A 15,454-nucleotide genomic window follows, 5' to 3' on the forward strand; every position below is an offset into this window, starting at 1 on the left:
CCAGAATTGTTCTTTTATACACATCCCTACGATCAGCACCACGGCGGGCGCCGGGTTGTCTCCCATTCTGCAGCCATTCGATTGTATATTCAAGGTCGTTTATCATGCCCCCAATTATCTTTTTATCATTTTTTTGTTCAGCGGTTAAGAGACTGTCAGCAACCGCCGATAACTGCCGGTACATCTTTTTAACATCTTTCAATGCGCTTTTATATTCAATGATTAAATCTTGCATATGTTTCCTCCTGTTATTTCCCCTTAAATCAGCCGCTCCCGGCTCGTTTCATCCTTTGCCAACCCCATTCCCCACCTTTTAGGAAATGCCCTCAGATTGACTCCTACGCAATATTCAGCACTTCTTTATCGATGCTTCCGAAAAACAAAAAACAGACACCAATCAGAGCACAGTATATCTGTACAATGATCAGTGTCCGCAGGCTTTTCCGTCTTGGACTTATTTAATTAAATCTTCTCCCAGTTCAGATTAGAAACTGGTTAGAATAAACTCAATAAATTTAGAGATTAAATATCGTTTTCTTTGAAAGAACGAACTTTTCCGTACTGAATGATTGGTTATCTTGTTTCCATTTCACTTGAACCGTTATCTTAGATCCTTTTAGATCAGATTCTTCTAAGCGTTCTAAAAATGAAAATGATTTTTCTTTAGCTGATCCATCGCTAAAGGTACCACCTGAATAATCCTTCATAGGGATATCGCTGTTAAAATCTGAAGAATCAAGAAGTGCTTTATTATCTTTCATTATTGTTATGGATTCTATATAAGTTTTATCAGTTTTATCTTTATCGCCAATCCAAAGAATTTCCCCGCTAAACTCTTTTGGAGTATCTTCATTCTTTTTAAAGACTACTTCCCAGTTGTGATCCTTACTTTTACCTTCCCAGTTAGGATATTCGAGATTGTAATAGTTATAGATTTTTAATGAGAAAAACACTAGGAAAATGATCACCAATGCAGAAACTGTAAATAAAACGGGCTTTTTATACTCGTTCGTCATAAACAACCTCCAAAAAATGTATTGACTTGTCCTTTTAAAGTAATTACAGGATAATAGTACCACAAACCCAAAAAAGGAGAAACAAATGAAAAATCGCATTGAGTCTTTTAGTAACATCAGTTTTGAGTTTTACTTTTCTTAATAATGTCTAAGCGGCTGAAGCCACAAATGAGAATTTAACAGTTAAGCAAGGGGAGACTGAAGTACAAAAGTACTTAAAATCATTCTGATCCTAACAAAAATTGAACGAGTTGCTGATGCGTGTCTGGTTCTTTTTTGTCTAAAAAAACAAATTAGAGATGGATTATTGAATACTATCTATTATGATGTAAAAAGAGGAATATTCTGTGTGCAAATATTCTTTTTGGTGCTTTCTGCCAGTCTGTTTGACGAAGATTTAACGGATAGCATGCTGCAATCCAATTTAATTATCGTTCCTATTGCTTGCCATTGGCGGGATATTGTTTTTATATTAAGGAATCACAAAGAAATAGGGACTCATCCTGCTTTCCAGAATTGTTTAATTGGATACAAGTCCAAGACGGAAAGCCTGTTGGCGCTGAGGAGGAGATAGCGTGGAAATAGGGAGCGTCTTATTATCAGAAAAAAAGCCATGTGCAGTATGCATAGAAGAAATAGCCTTCGTCCCATTTAACGCGGGTGACCTTGCCATGATTTATAATTATCTTTGTTTCCCCGTATGTGGGGAGCGGAGCCATCCTTGCAGCTCCATTGGATAGAATAACCGCAAAGCATTCGTACTATTTCGTGTCTATGACAAGTTTATCTCTTTATATGATCTAAACTGATTAATCTCATACTGTTTCCTCCTTTAAAGTCGTTGTTTGTATCCAAACAAGTAACCATTCATCCTGTCTTTAAACTTTTTTGCAAGTAAAAATTCAGTGCTGCCTCATACCAATCTCTAATCGTCAAATCGCCGCTCCAAGTTGACAAAAAGCCCGTACTCTTTGATGCGCGGGCCATGTGTCTTTTATTTCATTAATTAAGCAAGCTTAACATAAAATGTTGAGCAGCAAACTTTCCTCGCAAGAGAATAAAAAAGCACCCAATCCGGGTGCTTCATACATTAAAATCCTTCCTTCTTCCGTCACACCATACTCAGCTGGGGTTCAAATAATTCATAGTGAATGGATTCCGGCGGTGTATTGAATTCAGAAATCAGCTTTTTCATTTCTTTAATGAACGACGGTGATCCGCACAGGTAAAAATCAGCATCTTTATCTGTCATCACTTCTTCTAACAGCTGTTTGTCAATCCGGCCTTCCCGAAAACGAATGTTTTCTGAACGGTCTTGTTCGGACGGCTCGCTGTAAATAAAGAGGGTGTCAACGGATGAGTGTTCCGCGGCTTCTTCAGCTTCATGCCGCAACGCATGATACTCTCCGCTCCTTGCCGCATGGATAAAGAGAACGTTTCGCTGCGGCTGGGTTTTGGCAACCGTCTTTAACATGCTGATCATCGGGGTAATTCCGACACCGGCACTGATGAGAACCAGATTGTTTTTGGAATCAGGGTCTAATACGAAATCCCCGGCCGGAGCGCTGATCTCAATTGAATCCTTTTCGTGTAATTGGTCATGCAGATATGAGGAAACAACCCCTTCTTTTTTCACGGAAATCCGGTAATAATCCTTACCGGACACGTCGGATAAGCTGTATTGGCGGATATGCGTATAGCCCGTGTCCGGAATGTATACTTTTACACTGATATACTGCCCCGCTTTGAATTCGGGGAGAACTTGTCCGTCTTCCGGTTTTAAATAAAACGACGTTATCTCTTTACTTTCTTTTACCTTTTTATCAATTGTAAATGCCTTATAGTCTTTCCAGCCGCCTTTTTGCGTTTCCGCTTGTTCATACATGTCCTTCTCAATTCCGATAAAAGCGTCTGCAATGACGCCGTATGCTTTTTCCCATGCCTGAATGACCTCAGGAGCGGCCCCGTCTTTTAGCACATCCTTTATCGCGATTAACAAGTACTTTCCAACGATTGGGTAATGCTCGGGCTTAACACCTATACTCCGGTGTTTATGGCTGATTTGTTTGACGACGGGAACGATGTTTTCCAGCCTGTCAATATTGGCTGCGGCCGCAATCACAGCATTCGACAAGGCCGTACGCTGTGTTTTTTTCTTTTGATTTGTCTGATTAAAGATATTCAGCAGCTCAGGGTGATGCTGAAACAGCAGGTCATAAAATCGGCCTGTGATTTCTTCACCATGCTCTTCTAAGACCGGCACTGTGCTTTTAATGATTTCAATCGTTTTTTCATCGAGCATTCTGAAATCCCCCTAAAGATGTATGCATCTCGATTGACCTGAGAAAAGAATCGTTTTTGAATTCTTTTTTATAGATTTCCCCGCTCAAAAAGGGTTAACCGTTCCAATTTGAGGCGGATTCAGGAAAAACCAGAAAAACGAAATTGCATATGAAAAATTGTGGACTTGCCACGGTGTACTTGTCCGATGCAAAACCCTCCTTGCCAGCATTTAATAAAGTACGGGAGGTGAGATGAATGGGTAAAAAATCGAAAGTGTATTACTGTGACCCTAAGTATATTGTGACTGACAAGTATACTGACAAAGAAGTGGTTTACGTCCATCCCATCAAACACATTAACAGAGAGCATATCCGTTATGTTCCCCGCCACGTTTATAAGGAAGAAACAATTCACGAAGTCATTGATCCGGGAGATCCGGGGAAATGCGGGTGTAAAAAGCATAAAAAAAGACGCAAAAAGTAATTGGTTCGATTTCTTGCCTTATCTCAAGTTAAACACGTAAGTTTCAGCAGACCTCCGTACCTTTTGGCTCCTCTTTTTCAGAGGGGTCTTTTTTCATAAGCAAATACGTTGTGAGGCGGGAATCTGCCTGATATTCTTGTCATATACAAATTCCCAGGAGGCATGATGTATGAGCAAAAAAATCGCAGTTCTGATGACAGATCAATTTGAGGATATTGAATATACAAGCCCGGCGGACGCATTTAAAGAAGCGGGCCACAGTGTGGTGACAATAGATTTGGAAGCAGGGAAAGAAGTGACGGGCAAGCACGGTGAGAAAGTAAAGATCGATCAAGCGATCTCAGACGCAGACGCCAAGGAATTCGATGCGTTATTGATTCCCGGAGGCTTTTCACCGGATCTTCTGCGCGGAGATGACCGCCCGGGTGAATTCACTAAAGCATTCGTGGAAAATCAGAAACCCGTTTTCGCGATCTGCCACGGCCCGCAGCTGCTGATTGATACCGACCTTCTTAAAGGAAAAGATATCACGGGATTCCGCAGCATCCGCAAAGACTTAATCAATGCCGGCGCAAATTATAAGGATGAAGAAGTCGTCGTGAGCCATAACATCGTAACGAGCAGAACACCTGACGATTTGGAAGCCTTTAATCGTGAATCATTGAACCTGCTGAAATAAGAGAAAAAAGCACAGACCTGTTCAGTCTGTGCTTTTTTTATGGACTTTTCACCGGCTCTCAAAAAACACCATCAGTTAGACCTATTCTCCGGCCCATCCATCATAAGTAAAATAAAAAGAGAATGTTTTAAAACCCGACAGGAGGTTCGCTATGTGGATGATCATTTTGCTGCTTATCATTTTAATCGGTTTTACCGGTAATATCGTCTCGCTTTTGAGAGCGCAAAAACACGCATCTCAAAGAATAATTGAGCTTTTAGAAAAGCAAATCCGAAAATAATCTGTTAGCGCTGTGTTACCCATAATAGTAATAATAATTCCGGCAGATTTCCTGAAATATGATTTGATGCCCTTTCTCGTTCGGATGAAGACCTTCTGACATGCACATGCTGCGGAAAGCGGGATTATACGGGTCGATAAGATCAGTATCAAACAGATCGGCATACGGTACAGAGAGGAGTGTGCAGGCTTCTTTTTGGGCTTTCACATAGTCAGCCAGCTTCAGACCCAGTTTATTTTTATCAGTATCACGGCGGACGATTTTTCCTTTTGATATTTTTGCTTGTCTCGTTGGGGTCACCACAATGATGCTCGCGCCTTTATTTCCGCTTCGCAGCTGCTGAATCACTTGGCAGAAGCCACCGTAAAATGTGGTGATATCCTTTTCATCTGTGCCGATGGGAATGTGGTTGCACCAATCATCATCTGTTCCCTGGACAATGATGACATCATGTCCCTTTGTTTTAAGCGCCTGCTGATAAATGTTACCGCTTCCGTTGTTGCTCATATTAACGCCGCTGACAGACAGATTGGTTATTTCAGCGTTTGTCCGGTCTTTCAGAATGTCACCAAAGCCGTATTCCGCACGCAGCCCCCGGGCGACGCTGTCACCTAAGATCGCGATTTTTGAAGCCTTCCGCAGCCTGCTTATGCTGATGAAGTCAATGCTGATATGCCCGCTGTCCGTGATATGCAAAAGCTTGCTGCTTATGTTTGGCAAAGAGACTGTCTTTCCTTCAGAGTTATAAAAATCCTCATTCAGCTTCATTCGGCGTCATCCCTTCCTTTTTATCCTCCGGCATCTTTTTTGACATAAAAAACGGACACGAACAAACAGCGCCATGTTGTCAGTTCAGTGTCCGCAGATGATGATACCGGATCTTTTATGCAGTTCTCTTGCCATTATAGCAGATCCCCGTTACTTGTAATAGAGTCTGCAGTCAGCATTTAAAACAGCGTTTGCGGGTGCGTTTTTGATGAGACCGTCTGCTGCGGGAACGGTGTGTCCGGCGATGCGTCCGTCTTCTGCTGCGGGAGCGGTGTGTCCGGTGATGCGTCCGTCTTCTGCTGCGGGAGCGGTGTGTCCGGTGATGGCTCCGTCTTCTGCTGCGGGAACGGTGTGTCCGGTGATGCGTCCGTCTTCTGCTGCGGGAACGGTGTGTCCGTTTTCTGCTGCGGGAACGGCGCGAACATTTTTTAGAAACCGGTTCTTGGTATAAATACTCCCCTAAACCTTCTCTTTCCGCAACGGCAACTCCATGTTCAATTTCTTTAACAGAAATAGCGTTCAATTCTGTTCACCTCCCTTTTTCTTTACAACATAACGTATGAAATGAACCCCTCACGTGTATAAGCTTCTCTCTCATATGAGCGAGAAATAGTCATTTATACAACAAAAAGACCCGTGGGAACGGGCCTTTTGCAGGCATTTTGCCGGGAACAAACGCAAACATAAGATCGATTTATTTCTTCCTCTCGCTCTCCGGCTCGGGGTGAATCATTACCTGTGCTTGTTTGAATTCATTCGTAATATCTCTTTCAATGCGGTCACACAGGTCGTGCACGTCTTTAATCGTCACGTGAGAGGCTACGACCAGGTGAAAATCAATATACTCCTGCGGGCCGGAGCGTCTTGTACGAAAATCGTGAATTTCAATAAATTCCTGTTGAAATGTTTCAATAATCTTTAAAATTGTTTTTTCTTCCTCTTCCGACAAACGGGTATCAATCAGCGGCGGGAATGCTTCTTTCATTAACTTAAACGCTTCATATATGATATACACCGCCAGCACCATACCTATAATGGGATCAAGTATGTACCACTCCGTTAAGGTAACGACCAAAAGGCTTGCCGCTACGCCTAATGATGTGTACACGTCAGTCAGTAAATGCAGGGCATTTGATTTCATTGCCACGGAATTAACCTTTTCGGCTTCTCTTTTTACGAACTTCGAAACGATCAAATTAATGAGAGCCCCCGCAAGCATCACAACAATGCCCAATACGGGCAGATGAACCGGCGCCGGGTTGACCAGTTTTTGAACGCATTCATATATCATCCAAATCCCTGCCGCAAAAATCAGAATCGTCTCGATAGTCCCCGACAGATTCTCGACTTTTCCATGACCGTACGGATGCCCTGTATCAGCCGGTTTTTTTGAAATCCTGACGGAGATAAAGGCAATGAAGGCGGCGATCAAATCTAAAAAAGAATGAATGGCTTCAGAAAGTATCGCGACAGATCCGGTTATTATCCCCACCACTATTTTGAGCATGACGACCAGGGAATTGCTTATAACCGATAAAAAAGCGATTTTAGAGGTGTTTTCCACCGTGATCCTCCTCTTTTAACTTCTTGAATTTATCGTATCAAACGGCATTCGTGTGGGTCTACGGCAACGTTTTTCACAAAAGCCATACATGTAACTCACCATAAACTAAGTTGGAAAGCGACAAAACAGGCGCACCTTTCTTTCAGCACTCAAGTCCCATTGACAAGATATAATCGCTTACATTATAGTAGTTTCATGAATAACCACTACGGAGGATGTTTATGGAGGATGTTCTGAAAGAATTACAGAAGTTTGGATTTTCTCAATATGAATGTAAAGCATATATCGGCTTGTTGAAACACTCGCCTGTTACCGGATATGAAGTCAGCAAAAGGTCAGGCGTCCCCCGCTCAATGATCTATGAAGTATTGGGGAAATTAGTTGATAAAGGCGCTGTCCATATTGTGCCGTCTGATCCGGTTACATATGCCCCGCTGGCCGGAAAGGAATTAATCGACCGGCTCCGGCACGATTTCGAGAGCTCATTCGGCTACCTTGAGGAAAAGTTATTGGCGCTGGAAAGCGAGCAGGAGATGAATGTCATCCGCCGCATCAGCACGAATGATCATGTCATCAATGAGATGAAGGATATGATTGAAAAAGCCGAGGAAGAGTTGTGGCTGTCTGTCTGGGAACAGCAGATTCCCTTTATTCAAGAAGCCGCTAACAAACGCGCCGCCGAACAATTGCCCGTCTTTTCGATTGTGTTCGGCCCTCCGGAAGTGAAGCTTGGAAATACGACAAATCATAATATGTCTCCTGAAGTGGCGGAGAAACGGATGGGCGGGAGATTAACGATAGCTGCCCGCGATAATAAAGAAGTCTTAATCGCCAATTTTTCTCCGCAGACGAATGCCTGGGCCATTAAATCAGAAGATCCCGCTCTCGTTCTCGTGGCCATGGAATATATGAGGCACGATCTGATGTTCGCGGAGCTTGTGAAAGAAGTAGGGGCTGAAAAAGTTGAGGGCCTGATGAAACAAAACCATTCGTTATTTCATGTCGTCACCGGAAATCGGTTCATATAAATGTGAACCGTATTTTCTTTGATTTTTTCATTAGTCGTTATCATTATAATCTCTATGAAAGGAGTATAAAAAATGATTAACACAGAAGTGCAAAAAACCGCCGTTTCCCGGGAAATGAACGATACGTTTTTACAGGGGGTGCGGGATTGTGTGCCTACGCTGCTGGGCTATATGAGCATCGGTTTTGCTTTCGGCATCGTTGGCGTTGCCTCTCATCTAAGCATTCTTGAAATTTGTTTGTTATCTTTGTGTGTCTATGCCGGCGCCGCCCAATTTATTATTTGCTCGCTCCTTGTTTCCGGGAGTCCGATTTCCGCTATTATTTTAACGACGTTTATCGTCAATCTGCGGCACCTTCTGCTGAGCCTGACCATCGCGCCGTATTTCACGAAATACTCTTTGGCGAAAAATATCGGCTTCGGGGCTTTGCTTACTGACGAATCTTTCGGGGTAGCGGTGAACAAAGCGGCTCAGAACGGCAGGTTATACGATAAGTGGATGAACGGTCTCAATATAACCGCTTACATGTGCTGGGTTATTTCCTGCGTGATGGGCGGGCTTCTCGGACAATGGATATCTGATCCTTATGCGCTCGGCCTGGACTTTGCTTTGCCCGCTATGTTTGCGGCGCTGCTTGTGCTGCAATTGCAGTCGTCCGCTTCGGAAAAGCTGAAGCACAGCCTCTCCTTAATTCTCTATATGATCATTTTTATGGTCTTGTTATCGTATTTCGTCCCGTCACACATCGCGGTCATCGCCTCAACCGTGATTGTGGCAACGATCGGGGTGGTGACAGACAAATGAGCATCAGCACACAAATGATCTGGATTATACTCGGCTGCATGATTGTTACACTTGTGCCGCGCATTGTTCCGTTTATATTTGTCCGGAACATTCAGATGCCTGAGTTGGCTTTAAAATGGCTCTCCTTTATTCCGCTTTGTATTTTGACGGCTCTGGTAACGGAAAGCATGATTGTGAAAACAAACAGCGCTTTGACCTTTGATTGGAAAGCAATGATCGTTCTCATCCCGACATTGCTTTGCGCGATGCGGACAAAAAGCTTATCCATCACGGTCATCACAGGAGTCGTGCTGATGGCCGCCGTCAGGCTGATATGGTGACAATCAAAAGCCTCCATTCCGCAGAATGGAGGCTTTCCCTTTATGATGTCGGATTTTCTTCTTCCGTCTCTGATTCCTCGGCTTTGGCTTCGGCGTTTATGCTTTGCTGCTGTTCCCAATGATCCCGCTGCAATCTTTCTTTTGCGATGGTAAACATGAAATTCACGGCGCAGCACCCCTTCCCTGTTTTGCTTATACTATGTACTGTACTCATTTCCCCGTGCAGTATTCACAAAACATAAAAAAGCAGCCTGCCGCATTGAGCGGCCGGACTGCTTTTTATTTTCAGTACGTGATCAGGAAGTATTTTTTCTTTCCGCGGCGCAGTACGGTAAATTGATCTTCAATGCGGTCTTCCGCAGTCAGAAGATGCCCGATGTCCGTCTGGCGCTCGCCGTTAATGTAAACAGCTCCGTTTTGAATGTCTTCGCGGGCCTGCCGTTTTGAAGGCGACAATTTAGATTCCACAAGCACGTCTACTAAAGACAGTTCTTCAGAGCGGTCTTTTTCAAACGAAGGTACATCTTTAAATCCTACCTTGACGTCTTGAGCGGAAAGCTCTTTAATATTGCCGCTGAACAGCGCCTGGGAGATATGAACGGCCTGCTCAAGCGCTTCGCGGCCGTGTACAAGAACAGTCACCTCTTCAGCGAGACGTTTCTGCGCTTCTCTTTTCTCAGGAGCCGTCTCCGTTTTTTCAGCATAAGCTTCAATTTCCTCTTTTGATAAGAAAGTAAAGTATTTTAAATATTTGACGACGTCGCGGTCATCTGTATTGATCCAGAACTGGTAGAATTCGTACGGCGATGTTTTTTCTTTATCAAGCCAAATGGCGCCGCCTTCCGTTTTGCCGAACTTCGTGCCGTCAGCTTTTGTGACGAGCGGAATGGTAAGACCGAAAGCTTTCGCCCCTTCTTCTTCAGATTTTCTGATCAGTTCAAGACCGGCCGTGATGTTGCCCCACTGGTCACTGCCTCCGATTTGGAGTTTGCAGTTCTTTTCTCTGTACAGATTCAGAAAATCGTAGGATTGCAGGATCATGTAGCTGAATTCCGTGTAAGAAATCCCGGTTTCAATTCTTGAGCTTACGGTATCTTTCGCAAGCATGTAGTTAATTCCGAAGTTCTTTCCGACGTCACGGAGAAATTCAATAATGCTCAGCTTTCCGATCCAATCAAAGTTGTTCGCTATGACAGCGGGGTTTTCTCCGGCCTCGAAATCTAAAAATCGGGAAAGCTGATTTTTAATTTTTTGCGACCATTCGACAACGATATCCTGAGTATTTAACGTACGCTCCGCTTTTTTGCCGCTCGGATCGCCGATCAGTCCCGTCGCGCCGCCTACAAGCGCAATCGGATGGTGGCCTGCAAGCTGGAAACGGCGCAGTGTCAATATCGGCAGAAGGTGTCCGATGTGCAGGCTGTCAGCCGTCGGGTCAAACCCTGAGTATAAACGGATTTTTTCTTCGTTCAGCTGTTTATTCAGTCCTTCTTCATCCGTCATTTGCTGGATTAAGCCGCGGAATGATAAATCCTCTAATAAGTTAGTCATTTTGTCTGCTCCTTTGTTTATGAAAATAAAAAACGCCCCTTCGTTTAAAACGAAGGGACGATATAATCGCGGTACCACCCTACTAATAAAAGCATAAAAAAGCTTTTATCACTCTTTTTGATAACGGACCGTGTCCGTTCTTTCACTACTGAAAGCCTTGGAATGGCTTTGTTCGCAAAAGCGGTTCATGAGTGTATTCGGCATATCTTATGTGCTGATTTTCACCGGCCATCAGCTCTCTTGAACAATCAGATACCCTACTTGTCTCAATCAAAACCTTTTCGTATGAAGCTTACTCATTTTTAACATAAATAAGATACGATGTCAACGCCGTCTTTAATCTTCCATTGTGGACAGGTCGCCTGCCGGCAGGTTCAGCTCCCATGCCTTCAGCACACGTCTCATGATTTTTCCGCTCCGTGTTTTCGGAAGTTTATCTTTGAATTCAATTTCCCGCGGTGCGGCATGCGCGGCAAGCCCCTGTTTTACAAAGAGGCGAATGTCCTCCTTCAGCTGATCGGATGGCTCATGCCCTTCTCTGAGCGCGATAAACGCTTTAATAATTTCTCCCCGGACAGGGTCCGGCTTTCCGATGACGCCGGCTTCGGCAATCGCCGGATGTTCAACAAGTTTACTTTCGACTTCAAACGGGCCGACGCGCTCGCCGGATGTCATGATGACATCATCGACTCTGCCTTGGAACCAGAAATAACCGTCTTCATCCATATAAGCAGAATCTCCGGAAACATACCAGCCGCCCGGCATGAAATAAGAATCATATTTCTCTTTGTTGTTCCAAATGGAATCCATCATCGACGGCCAGCCCTTTTTAATGGCGAGATTTCCCATTCGGTACGGCGGAAGCTCATTTCCCTGATTGTCAACGATCGCCGCTTCCACTCCCGGAATCGGTTTCCCCATTGAACCCGGCTTGATCTCCATGCAAGGATAATTGCAGATGAGCTGTCCGCCCGTTTCTGTCATCCACCACGTGTCGTGGATGCGCTTGCCGAATACTTTATGTCCCCACTTGATGACCTCGGGGTTCAAAGGTTCTCCGACACTCAGGACGTGACGAAGTGAAGTAAGGTCAAATTTGGATGCCATTTCATCTCCGGCGCCCATAAGCATTCTGAAAGCCGTCGGAGCGCTGTACCAGACGCTGACACCGAGCTTCTCGATCGTGCCGTACCAGTTTTCCGGACTGAATCTGCCGCCGACGATCACATTCGCCGCTCCGTTCAGCCACGGCGCAAATATCCCGTACACCGTCCCGGTCACCCAGCCCGGGTCCGCAGTGCACCAGTAAATATCGCCTTCTTTAAGATCAAGCACCCACTTGCCGGTCTGGTATTGCTGAATCATGGCTTCATGAACGTGGAGCACACCTTTGGGCGTTCCGGTAGATCCTGATGTGTAGTGAAGCAGGTAGCCGTCTCTTCTGTCCATCCATTCAATATCAAGTCTCGTGCTTTCTCCCTCAGCCGCTTTATCATAATGGATGATTTTATCTCCCGCTTCTTTGCTGCCGCCGACAATGAAAATATGCTCGAGGTCGGGCAGGCTGTCCGCCGGAATCCGTTCGGCCAGTTCAGGTGTCGTCACGACAACCTTTGCCTGGCTGTTCAAGAGGCGGTCTTTGACGGCGCCTTCCATAAACGCTTCAAATAAAGGACCGGCGATCGCACCGATTTTAATTGCGCCGAGCATGATAAAGTAAAGCTCCGGCGAACGCGGCATGAAAATAAAAACGCGGTCCCCTTTTTCCACGTTTCCATACCGTCTCAGTACATTTCCCGCCCGGTTCGATTCCTCCATCATTTCTTTAAATGTGTATTTTTCATCCCGGTTTGCGTCCTTGTAATACAGCGCTACTTTGTTTTTTCGAAATGATTCGGCATGACGGTCAATTGCTTCATACGCCGCATTCAGCTTCCCCGTCTGATGCCAGGAAAACTCCGCTTCGACCTCTTTCCAATCGAAGCTGCGGTACGTTTCCTCATAATTTCGCAGATGATAATTCCCCTTTTCCGCCGGCAACGCTTTCAAATTCATGCAACATCCCCCTTTGCTTATCTATAGACTAATTATAGTAGATGTTCACAGTTTTCTCAATTTTTAAAATATAAATTACAACCCTATTGAAAACGCTTTATATTTTGTTATGCTTAAGAGAGATGTGTTTTTATTAAGAACCGACAGGCGGTGAATCAGTGAAACATCATAAAACGTACCATTCTTCATCAATTCAGACAGCAGCCGGCCCTCTTTTAGTAGAAGGGCCCGTTCCTCCAGAGGACCTAGCACAGTATGAGTTTCATGAAGGCCTGACAGCCTTTCGCCTTCCTCATGAACAGCACAAAGCGTTAATCGAGATCGCCGGGCTTCCTGAAGGTCGGATCATTATCGCCAGGGACGGACAGACGATTATCGGCTATGTGACGTATTTATATCCTGATCCGCTTGAACGGTGGTCTGACGGAAATATGGAAGACCTCCTTGAACTCGGGGCGATCGAGGTCGCTCCCGGCTACAGGGGCTGTTCTGTCGGAAAAACGCTGCTGACAGTCAGCATGATGGATGAACAGATGGAACGGTACATCATCATGACGACGGAATATTACTGGCATTGGGATTTAAAAGGAATGAAAAAAGATGTATGGGCATACAGGAAGATCATGGAAAAGATGATGAGTGCCGGGGGTCTTGTCTGGTTCGCAACGGATGAACCGGAAATCAGCTCTCACCCGGCCAATTGTCTGATGGCCCGCATCGGCAGGCACGTCAGTCAGGAGTCAATTGAACAGTTCGACAGGCTTCGTTTTTATCAGCGATTTATGTATTGACTGACATACAAAGGGGATAAAAAGATGATTGCAGAACAAATCATGAAACGGGACGTCATCACCGTCTCAAAACACGACTCCATTGAAACAGCCGTCCGTAAAATGAAGGTATATCATATCCGCCATCTCCCTGTCATCGACGACGAGCTGCACGTCATCGGTATTGTCACAGACAGAGACATTAAACAGGCCGGCCCCGGCAGCTTTGACCAAAAGGAACGCGGCGCGTTTCTGACAAACAAAGTGGAGACCATTATGAAGCGGAATGTCATCTGCGCCCATCCGCTTGACTTTGTGGAAGAAATATCCGCTTCCTTTTATGAGCACGGCATCGGCTGTCTGCCGATTACGGTAAACCATAAGCTGACGGGCATTTTAACGAAAACCGACGTGCTCCGGACTTTCGTCAGCCTGACAGGCGCGGCCCAGCCGGGATCACAGGTGGAAATCCTGGTGACGGATATGACAAAAAGCCTTGCTGATCTCAGCTGCATGTGCCGTGATCTTCAGCTGCAAATCCTGAGTGTGCTCGTCTATCCCCATGATTCCGCCGGGTCGAACATTCTCGTCTTCCGGGTGAAGACGATGAATCCGCTCCCTTTTATCCGTGCCGTTCAAGAAGCCGGATACAATGTCTTATGGCCGAAACATTTGAGGGATCAGCCATGAGAGACAGCGTTTTTGTTTACTCGCCTTCTTATCAGACGTATCAATTTCATCAGGAGCATCCGTTCAATCAGCGCCGCGTGCTTTTAACATACGATCTGCTTCAGGCGGCGGATGCGTTTGACGAAGGAGATATCGTCACACCGCGCACGGCCGCTAAAGATGAGCTGGCTCTCGTTCATACGGAGGATTATATACAGGCGGTGGAACTAGCGGGTGCGGGCCGGCTCCCTGCCGCAGAAGGAGAAAGCTACGGTCTCGGAACGGAAGACACCCCCGTTTTTGCCGGCATGCATGATGCCGCGTCACTTCTGGTGGGCGGCACCTTAACGGCGGCTGATTATGTCATGACGGGACAAGCTAGGCACGCCTGCAATTTAGGAGGCGGCCTTCACCACGGCTTCCGCGGCAGGGCCTCAGGCTTTTGTATCTATAATGACAGCGCCGTGGCCATCCAATACATCCAGAAGAACTACGGGGCAAAAGTGCTATACATTGATACAGACGCCCATCACGGCGACGGCGTTCAATTTACGTTTTACGACAGGTCTGATGTCTGCACTGTATCTTTTCACGAGACCGGGCGTTATTTATTTCCCGGGACGGGACAGGTACTGGAAAAAGGAAGCGGGCAAGGCTACGGCTATTCTTTTAACATTCCGCTGGACGCTTTCACAGAGGACGATTCCTTTCTTCACGCTTACAAAACGGCCGCCTCAGAAATCGCGGCTTTTTTTAAACCGGATGTGATTCTTACCCAAAACGGTGCGGACGCCCATTATTACGACCCGTTGACACACCTGTCCAATACAATCTCCATTTATCAGGAGATCCCGCGGCTCGCTCATTCATTAGCCCATCAATATTGCAGCGGCAGATGGATCGCGGTCGGCGGCGGCGGATACGATATTTGGAGAGTCGTCCCGAGAGCATGGAGCCGCATTTGGCTTGAGATGAAAGGGATTGATCCCGGGGAACGCATACCGCAGAAATGGATTGATAAATGGCAGAAGCACTCCCCCTGCACGTTGCCCGCTTTTTGGAGTGATCCTGAACAATTATATCCTCCGATTCCCCGCAAAGAAGAAATTTCAGAAAAAAATGCCCAAACCGTGGAAAAAGCACTTTTTGCCATCCGGTCTGAGCAGCGGTATAAGACAAAATAA

19 protein-coding genes, 2 pseudogenes and 1 other annotated feature are annotated in these 15,454 nt (G+C 45.5%); of the genes and pseudogenes, 10 read left to right on the top strand and 11 right to left on the bottom strand.

All coding sequences use genetic code 11. The features are described from left to right. The 4 genes and pseudogenes from RUW00_RS20050 to hmpA all read right to left on the bottom strand — a co-directional run. Positions 1–235: pseudogene (locus RUW00_RS20050) on the bottom strand (Fis family transcriptional regulator); the annotation flags it as partial. 280 nt (positions 236–515) lie between these two features. After that, positions 516–1,016, bottom strand: a complete 501-nt coding sequence (locus RUW00_RS20055; RefSeq protein WP_095272620.1) for a DUF4944 domain-containing protein — start codon at positions 1,014–1,016, stop codon at positions 516–518. 599 nt (positions 1,017–1,615) lie between these two features. After that, positions 1,616–1,735 (bottom strand): XtrA/YqaO family protein, encoded by a 120-nt coding sequence (locus RUW00_RS20060; RefSeq protein ID WP_245207589.1) that lies wholly within the window; start codon positions 1,733–1,735, stop codon positions 1,616–1,618. Positions 1,736–2,127: 392 nt separating this feature from the next. Continuing rightward, the gene (hmpA, locus tag RUW00_RS20065; protein ID WP_095272624.1) at positions 2,128–3,318 is read right to left on the bottom strand and encodes an NO-inducible flavohemoprotein; all 1,191 of its coding nucleotides are present in this window, start codon (positions 3,316–3,318) and stop codon (positions 2,128–2,130) included. Between the two features lie 159 nt (positions 3,319–3,477). On the opposite strand from hmpA, the gene RUW00_RS23070 reads away from it, so the two are divergent. The 4 genes from RUW00_RS23070 (at position 3,478) to RUW00_RS20080 (ending at position 4,741) form a co-directional block, all read left to right on the top strand. After that, positions 3,478–3,549 carry an SWIM zinc finger family protein gene (locus RUW00_RS23070; protein WP_223204447.1) on the top strand — a complete coding sequence of 24 codons (72 nt, stop codon included), beginning with the start codon at positions 3,478–3,480 and terminating at the stop codon, positions 3,547–3,549. 5 nt (positions 3,550–3,554) lie between these two features. Then, positions 3,555–3,782 carry a hypothetical protein gene (locus tag RUW00_RS20070; protein WP_021494455.1) on the top strand — a complete coding sequence of 76 codons (228 nt, stop codon included), beginning with the start codon at positions 3,555–3,557 and terminating at the stop codon, positions 3,780–3,782. 169 nt (positions 3,783–3,951) lie between these two features. Beyond that, positions 3,952–4,461, top strand: coding sequence for a type 1 glutamine amidotransferase domain-containing protein (locus tag RUW00_RS20075; RefSeq protein WP_095272626.1), 510 nt, complete (start codon positions 3,952–3,954; stop codon positions 4,459–4,461). Between the two features lie 151 nt (positions 4,462–4,612). Next, entirely contained in the window at positions 4,613–4,741 is a 129-nt protein-coding gene (locus RUW00_RS20080) for a hypothetical protein (RefSeq protein WP_255247560.1), read from the top strand. Positions 4,742–4,756: 15 nt separating this feature from the next. Here RUW00_RS20080 and RUW00_RS20085 read toward each other — a convergent pair whose 3' ends face one another. From RUW00_RS20085 to RUW00_RS20095, 4 genes and pseudogenes are all read right to left on the bottom strand, one after another. Further along, positions 4,757–5,509 carry an SGNH/GDSL hydrolase family protein gene (locus tag RUW00_RS20085; protein WP_014418647.1) on the bottom strand — a complete coding sequence of 251 codons (753 nt, stop codon included), beginning with the start codon at positions 5,507–5,509 and terminating at the stop codon, positions 4,757–4,759. Between the two features lie 179 nt (positions 5,510–5,688). After that, positions 5,689–5,934 carry a hypothetical protein gene (locus RUW00_RS20090; protein ID WP_280145385.1) on the bottom strand — a complete coding sequence of 82 codons (246 nt, stop codon included), beginning with the start codon at positions 5,932–5,934 and terminating at the stop codon, positions 5,689–5,691. A gap of 47 nt (positions 5,935–5,981) precedes the next feature. After that, positions 5,982–6,032 (bottom strand): annotated as a pseudogene (locus RUW00_RS23075) (hypothetical protein); the annotation flags it as partial. Between the two features lie 171 nt (positions 6,033–6,203). Further along, on the bottom strand, positions 6,204–7,073 hold the full coding sequence (locus tag RUW00_RS20095) for a cation diffusion facilitator family transporter (protein WP_007408764.1): 870 nt from the start codon (positions 7,071–7,073) through the stop codon (positions 6,204–6,206). A gap of 221 nt (positions 7,074–7,294) precedes the next feature. On the opposite strand from RUW00_RS20095, the gene RUW00_RS20100 reads away from it, so the two are divergent. From RUW00_RS20100 to RUW00_RS20110, 3 genes are all read left to right on the top strand, one after another. Further along, on the top strand, positions 7,295–8,101 hold the full coding sequence (locus RUW00_RS20100) for a TrmB family transcriptional regulator (protein ID WP_095272639.1): 807 nt from the start codon (positions 7,295–7,297) through the stop codon (positions 8,099–8,101). Between the two features lie 72 nt (positions 8,102–8,173). Next, positions 8,174–8,905 carry an AzlC family ABC transporter permease gene (locus RUW00_RS20105; protein ID WP_038464177.1) on the top strand — a complete coding sequence of 244 codons (732 nt, stop codon included), beginning with the start codon at positions 8,174–8,176 and terminating at the stop codon, positions 8,903–8,905. Next, entirely contained in the window at positions 8,902–9,225 is a 324-nt protein-coding gene (locus RUW00_RS20110; RefSeq protein ID WP_007408767.1) for an AzlD domain-containing protein, read from the top strand. The genes RUW00_RS20105 and RUW00_RS20110 overlap by 4 nt, the downstream gene beginning before the upstream one ends. 40 nt (positions 9,226–9,265) lie before the next feature. Here the strand turns inward: RUW00_RS20110 and sr7p are convergent, their stop codons facing one another. The 3 genes from sr7p to acsA all read right to left on the bottom strand — a co-directional run bounded on the left by sr7p (position 9,266) and on the right by acsA (position 12,831). Further along, a complete protein-coding gene (gene sr7p, locus RUW00_RS20115; RefSeq protein WP_007408768.1) occupies positions 9,266–9,391 on the bottom strand; it encodes a small protein SR7P in 126 nt (41 codons plus the stop codon). A gap of 119 nt (positions 9,392–9,510) precedes the next feature. Continuing rightward, a complete protein-coding gene (gene tyrS, locus RUW00_RS20120) occupies positions 9,511–10,776 on the bottom strand; it encodes a tyrosine--tRNA ligase (protein ID WP_007613147.1) in 1,266 nt (421 codons plus the stop codon). A 50-nt stretch (positions 10,777–10,826) separates the two neighbouring features. Then, positions 10,827–11,059: a binding site (T-box leader), on the bottom strand. 53 nt (positions 11,060–11,112) lie between these two features. Further along, entirely contained in the window at positions 11,113–12,831 is a 1,719-nt protein-coding gene (gene acsA, locus RUW00_RS20125; protein WP_280145386.1) for an acetate--CoA ligase, read from the bottom strand. Between the two features lie 158 nt (positions 12,832–12,989). Between acsA and RUW00_RS20130 the strand changes: the two genes are divergently transcribed. From RUW00_RS20130 to RUW00_RS20140, 3 genes are read left to right on the top strand one after another with little or no spacing between them, the layout of a single operon-like run. Next, positions 12,990–13,622: a GNAT family N-acetyltransferase gene (locus RUW00_RS20130; RefSeq protein WP_280145387.1), complete on the top strand. Its 633-nt coding sequence runs from the start codon at positions 12,990–12,992 to the stop codon at positions 13,620–13,622. Positions 13,623–13,646: 24 nt separating this feature from the next. Then, positions 13,647–14,291 (top strand): acetoin utilization AcuB family protein, encoded by a 645-nt coding sequence (locus RUW00_RS20135; RefSeq protein ID WP_280145388.1) that lies wholly within the window; start codon positions 13,647–13,649, stop codon positions 14,289–14,291. Continuing rightward, complete coding sequence (locus tag RUW00_RS20140; protein WP_280145451.1) at positions 14,288–15,454, top strand: acetoin utilization protein AcuC; 1,167 nt, start codon at positions 14,288–14,290, stop codon at positions 15,452–15,454. Before RUW00_RS20135 ends, RUW00_RS20140 begins: the two co-directional genes overlap by 4 nt.

This window comes from Bacillus sp. IS1, assembly GCF_032461585.1.
Taxonomy (GTDB): domain Bacteria; phylum Bacillota; class Bacilli; order Bacillales; family Bacillaceae; genus Bacillus; species Bacillus velezensis.

Excerpts from the sequence above, each read along its gene's own strand:
- RUW00_RS20100 (WP_095272639.1), top strand. The coding sequence starts at position 7,295 with ATGGAGGATGTTCTGAAAGAATTACAGAAGTTTGGATTTTCTCAATAT.
- RUW00_RS20090 (WP_280145385.1), bottom strand. The coding sequence starts at position 5,934 with ATGTTCGCGCCGTTCCCGCAGCAGAAAACGGACACACCGTTCCCGCAG.
- hmpA (WP_095272624.1), bottom strand. The coding sequence starts at position 3,318 with ATGCTCGATGAAAAAACGATTGAAATCATTAAAAGCACAGTGCCGGTC.
- acsA (WP_280145386.1), bottom strand. The coding sequence starts at position 12,831 with ATGAATTTGAAAGCGTTGCCGGCGGAAAAGGGGAATTATCATCTGCGA.
- RUW00_RS20080 (WP_255247560.1), top strand. The coding sequence starts at position 4,613 with ATGTGGATGATCATTTTGCTGCTTATCATTTTAATCGGTTTTACCGGT.
- RUW00_RS20055 (WP_095272620.1), bottom strand. The coding sequence starts at position 1,016 with ATGACGAACGAGTATAAAAAGCCCGTTTTATTTACAGTTTCTGCATTG.
- tyrS (WP_007613147.1), bottom strand. The coding sequence starts at position 10,776 with ATGACTAACTTATTAGAGGATTTATCATTCCGCGGCTTAATCCAGCAA.
- RUW00_RS20135 (WP_280145388.1), top strand. The coding sequence starts at position 13,647 with ATGATTGCAGAACAAATCATGAAACGGGACGTCATCACCGTCTCAAAA.
- RUW00_RS20060 (WP_245207589.1), bottom strand. The coding sequence starts at position 1,735 with ATGGCTCCGCTCCCCACATACGGGGAAACAAAGATAATTATAAATCAT.
- RUW00_RS20105 (WP_038464177.1), top strand. The coding sequence starts at position 8,174 with ATGATTAACACAGAAGTGCAAAAAACCGCCGTTTCCCGGGAAATGAAC.
- RUW00_RS20085 (WP_014418647.1), bottom strand. The coding sequence starts at position 5,509 with ATGAAGCTGAATGAGGATTTTTATAACTCTGAAGGAAAGACAGTCTCT.
- RUW00_RS20110 (WP_007408767.1), top strand. The coding sequence starts at position 8,902 with ATGAGCATCAGCACACAAATGATCTGGATTATACTCGGCTGCATGATT.
- RUW00_RS20140 (WP_280145451.1), top strand. The coding sequence starts at position 14,288 with ATGAGAGACAGCGTTTTTGTTTACTCGCCTTCTTATCAGACGTATCAA.
- RUW00_RS20075 (WP_095272626.1), top strand. The coding sequence starts at position 3,952 with ATGAGCAAAAAAATCGCAGTTCTGATGACAGATCAATTTGAGGATATT.
- RUW00_RS20070 (WP_021494455.1), top strand. The coding sequence starts at position 3,555 with ATGGGTAAAAAATCGAAAGTGTATTACTGTGACCCTAAGTATATTGTG.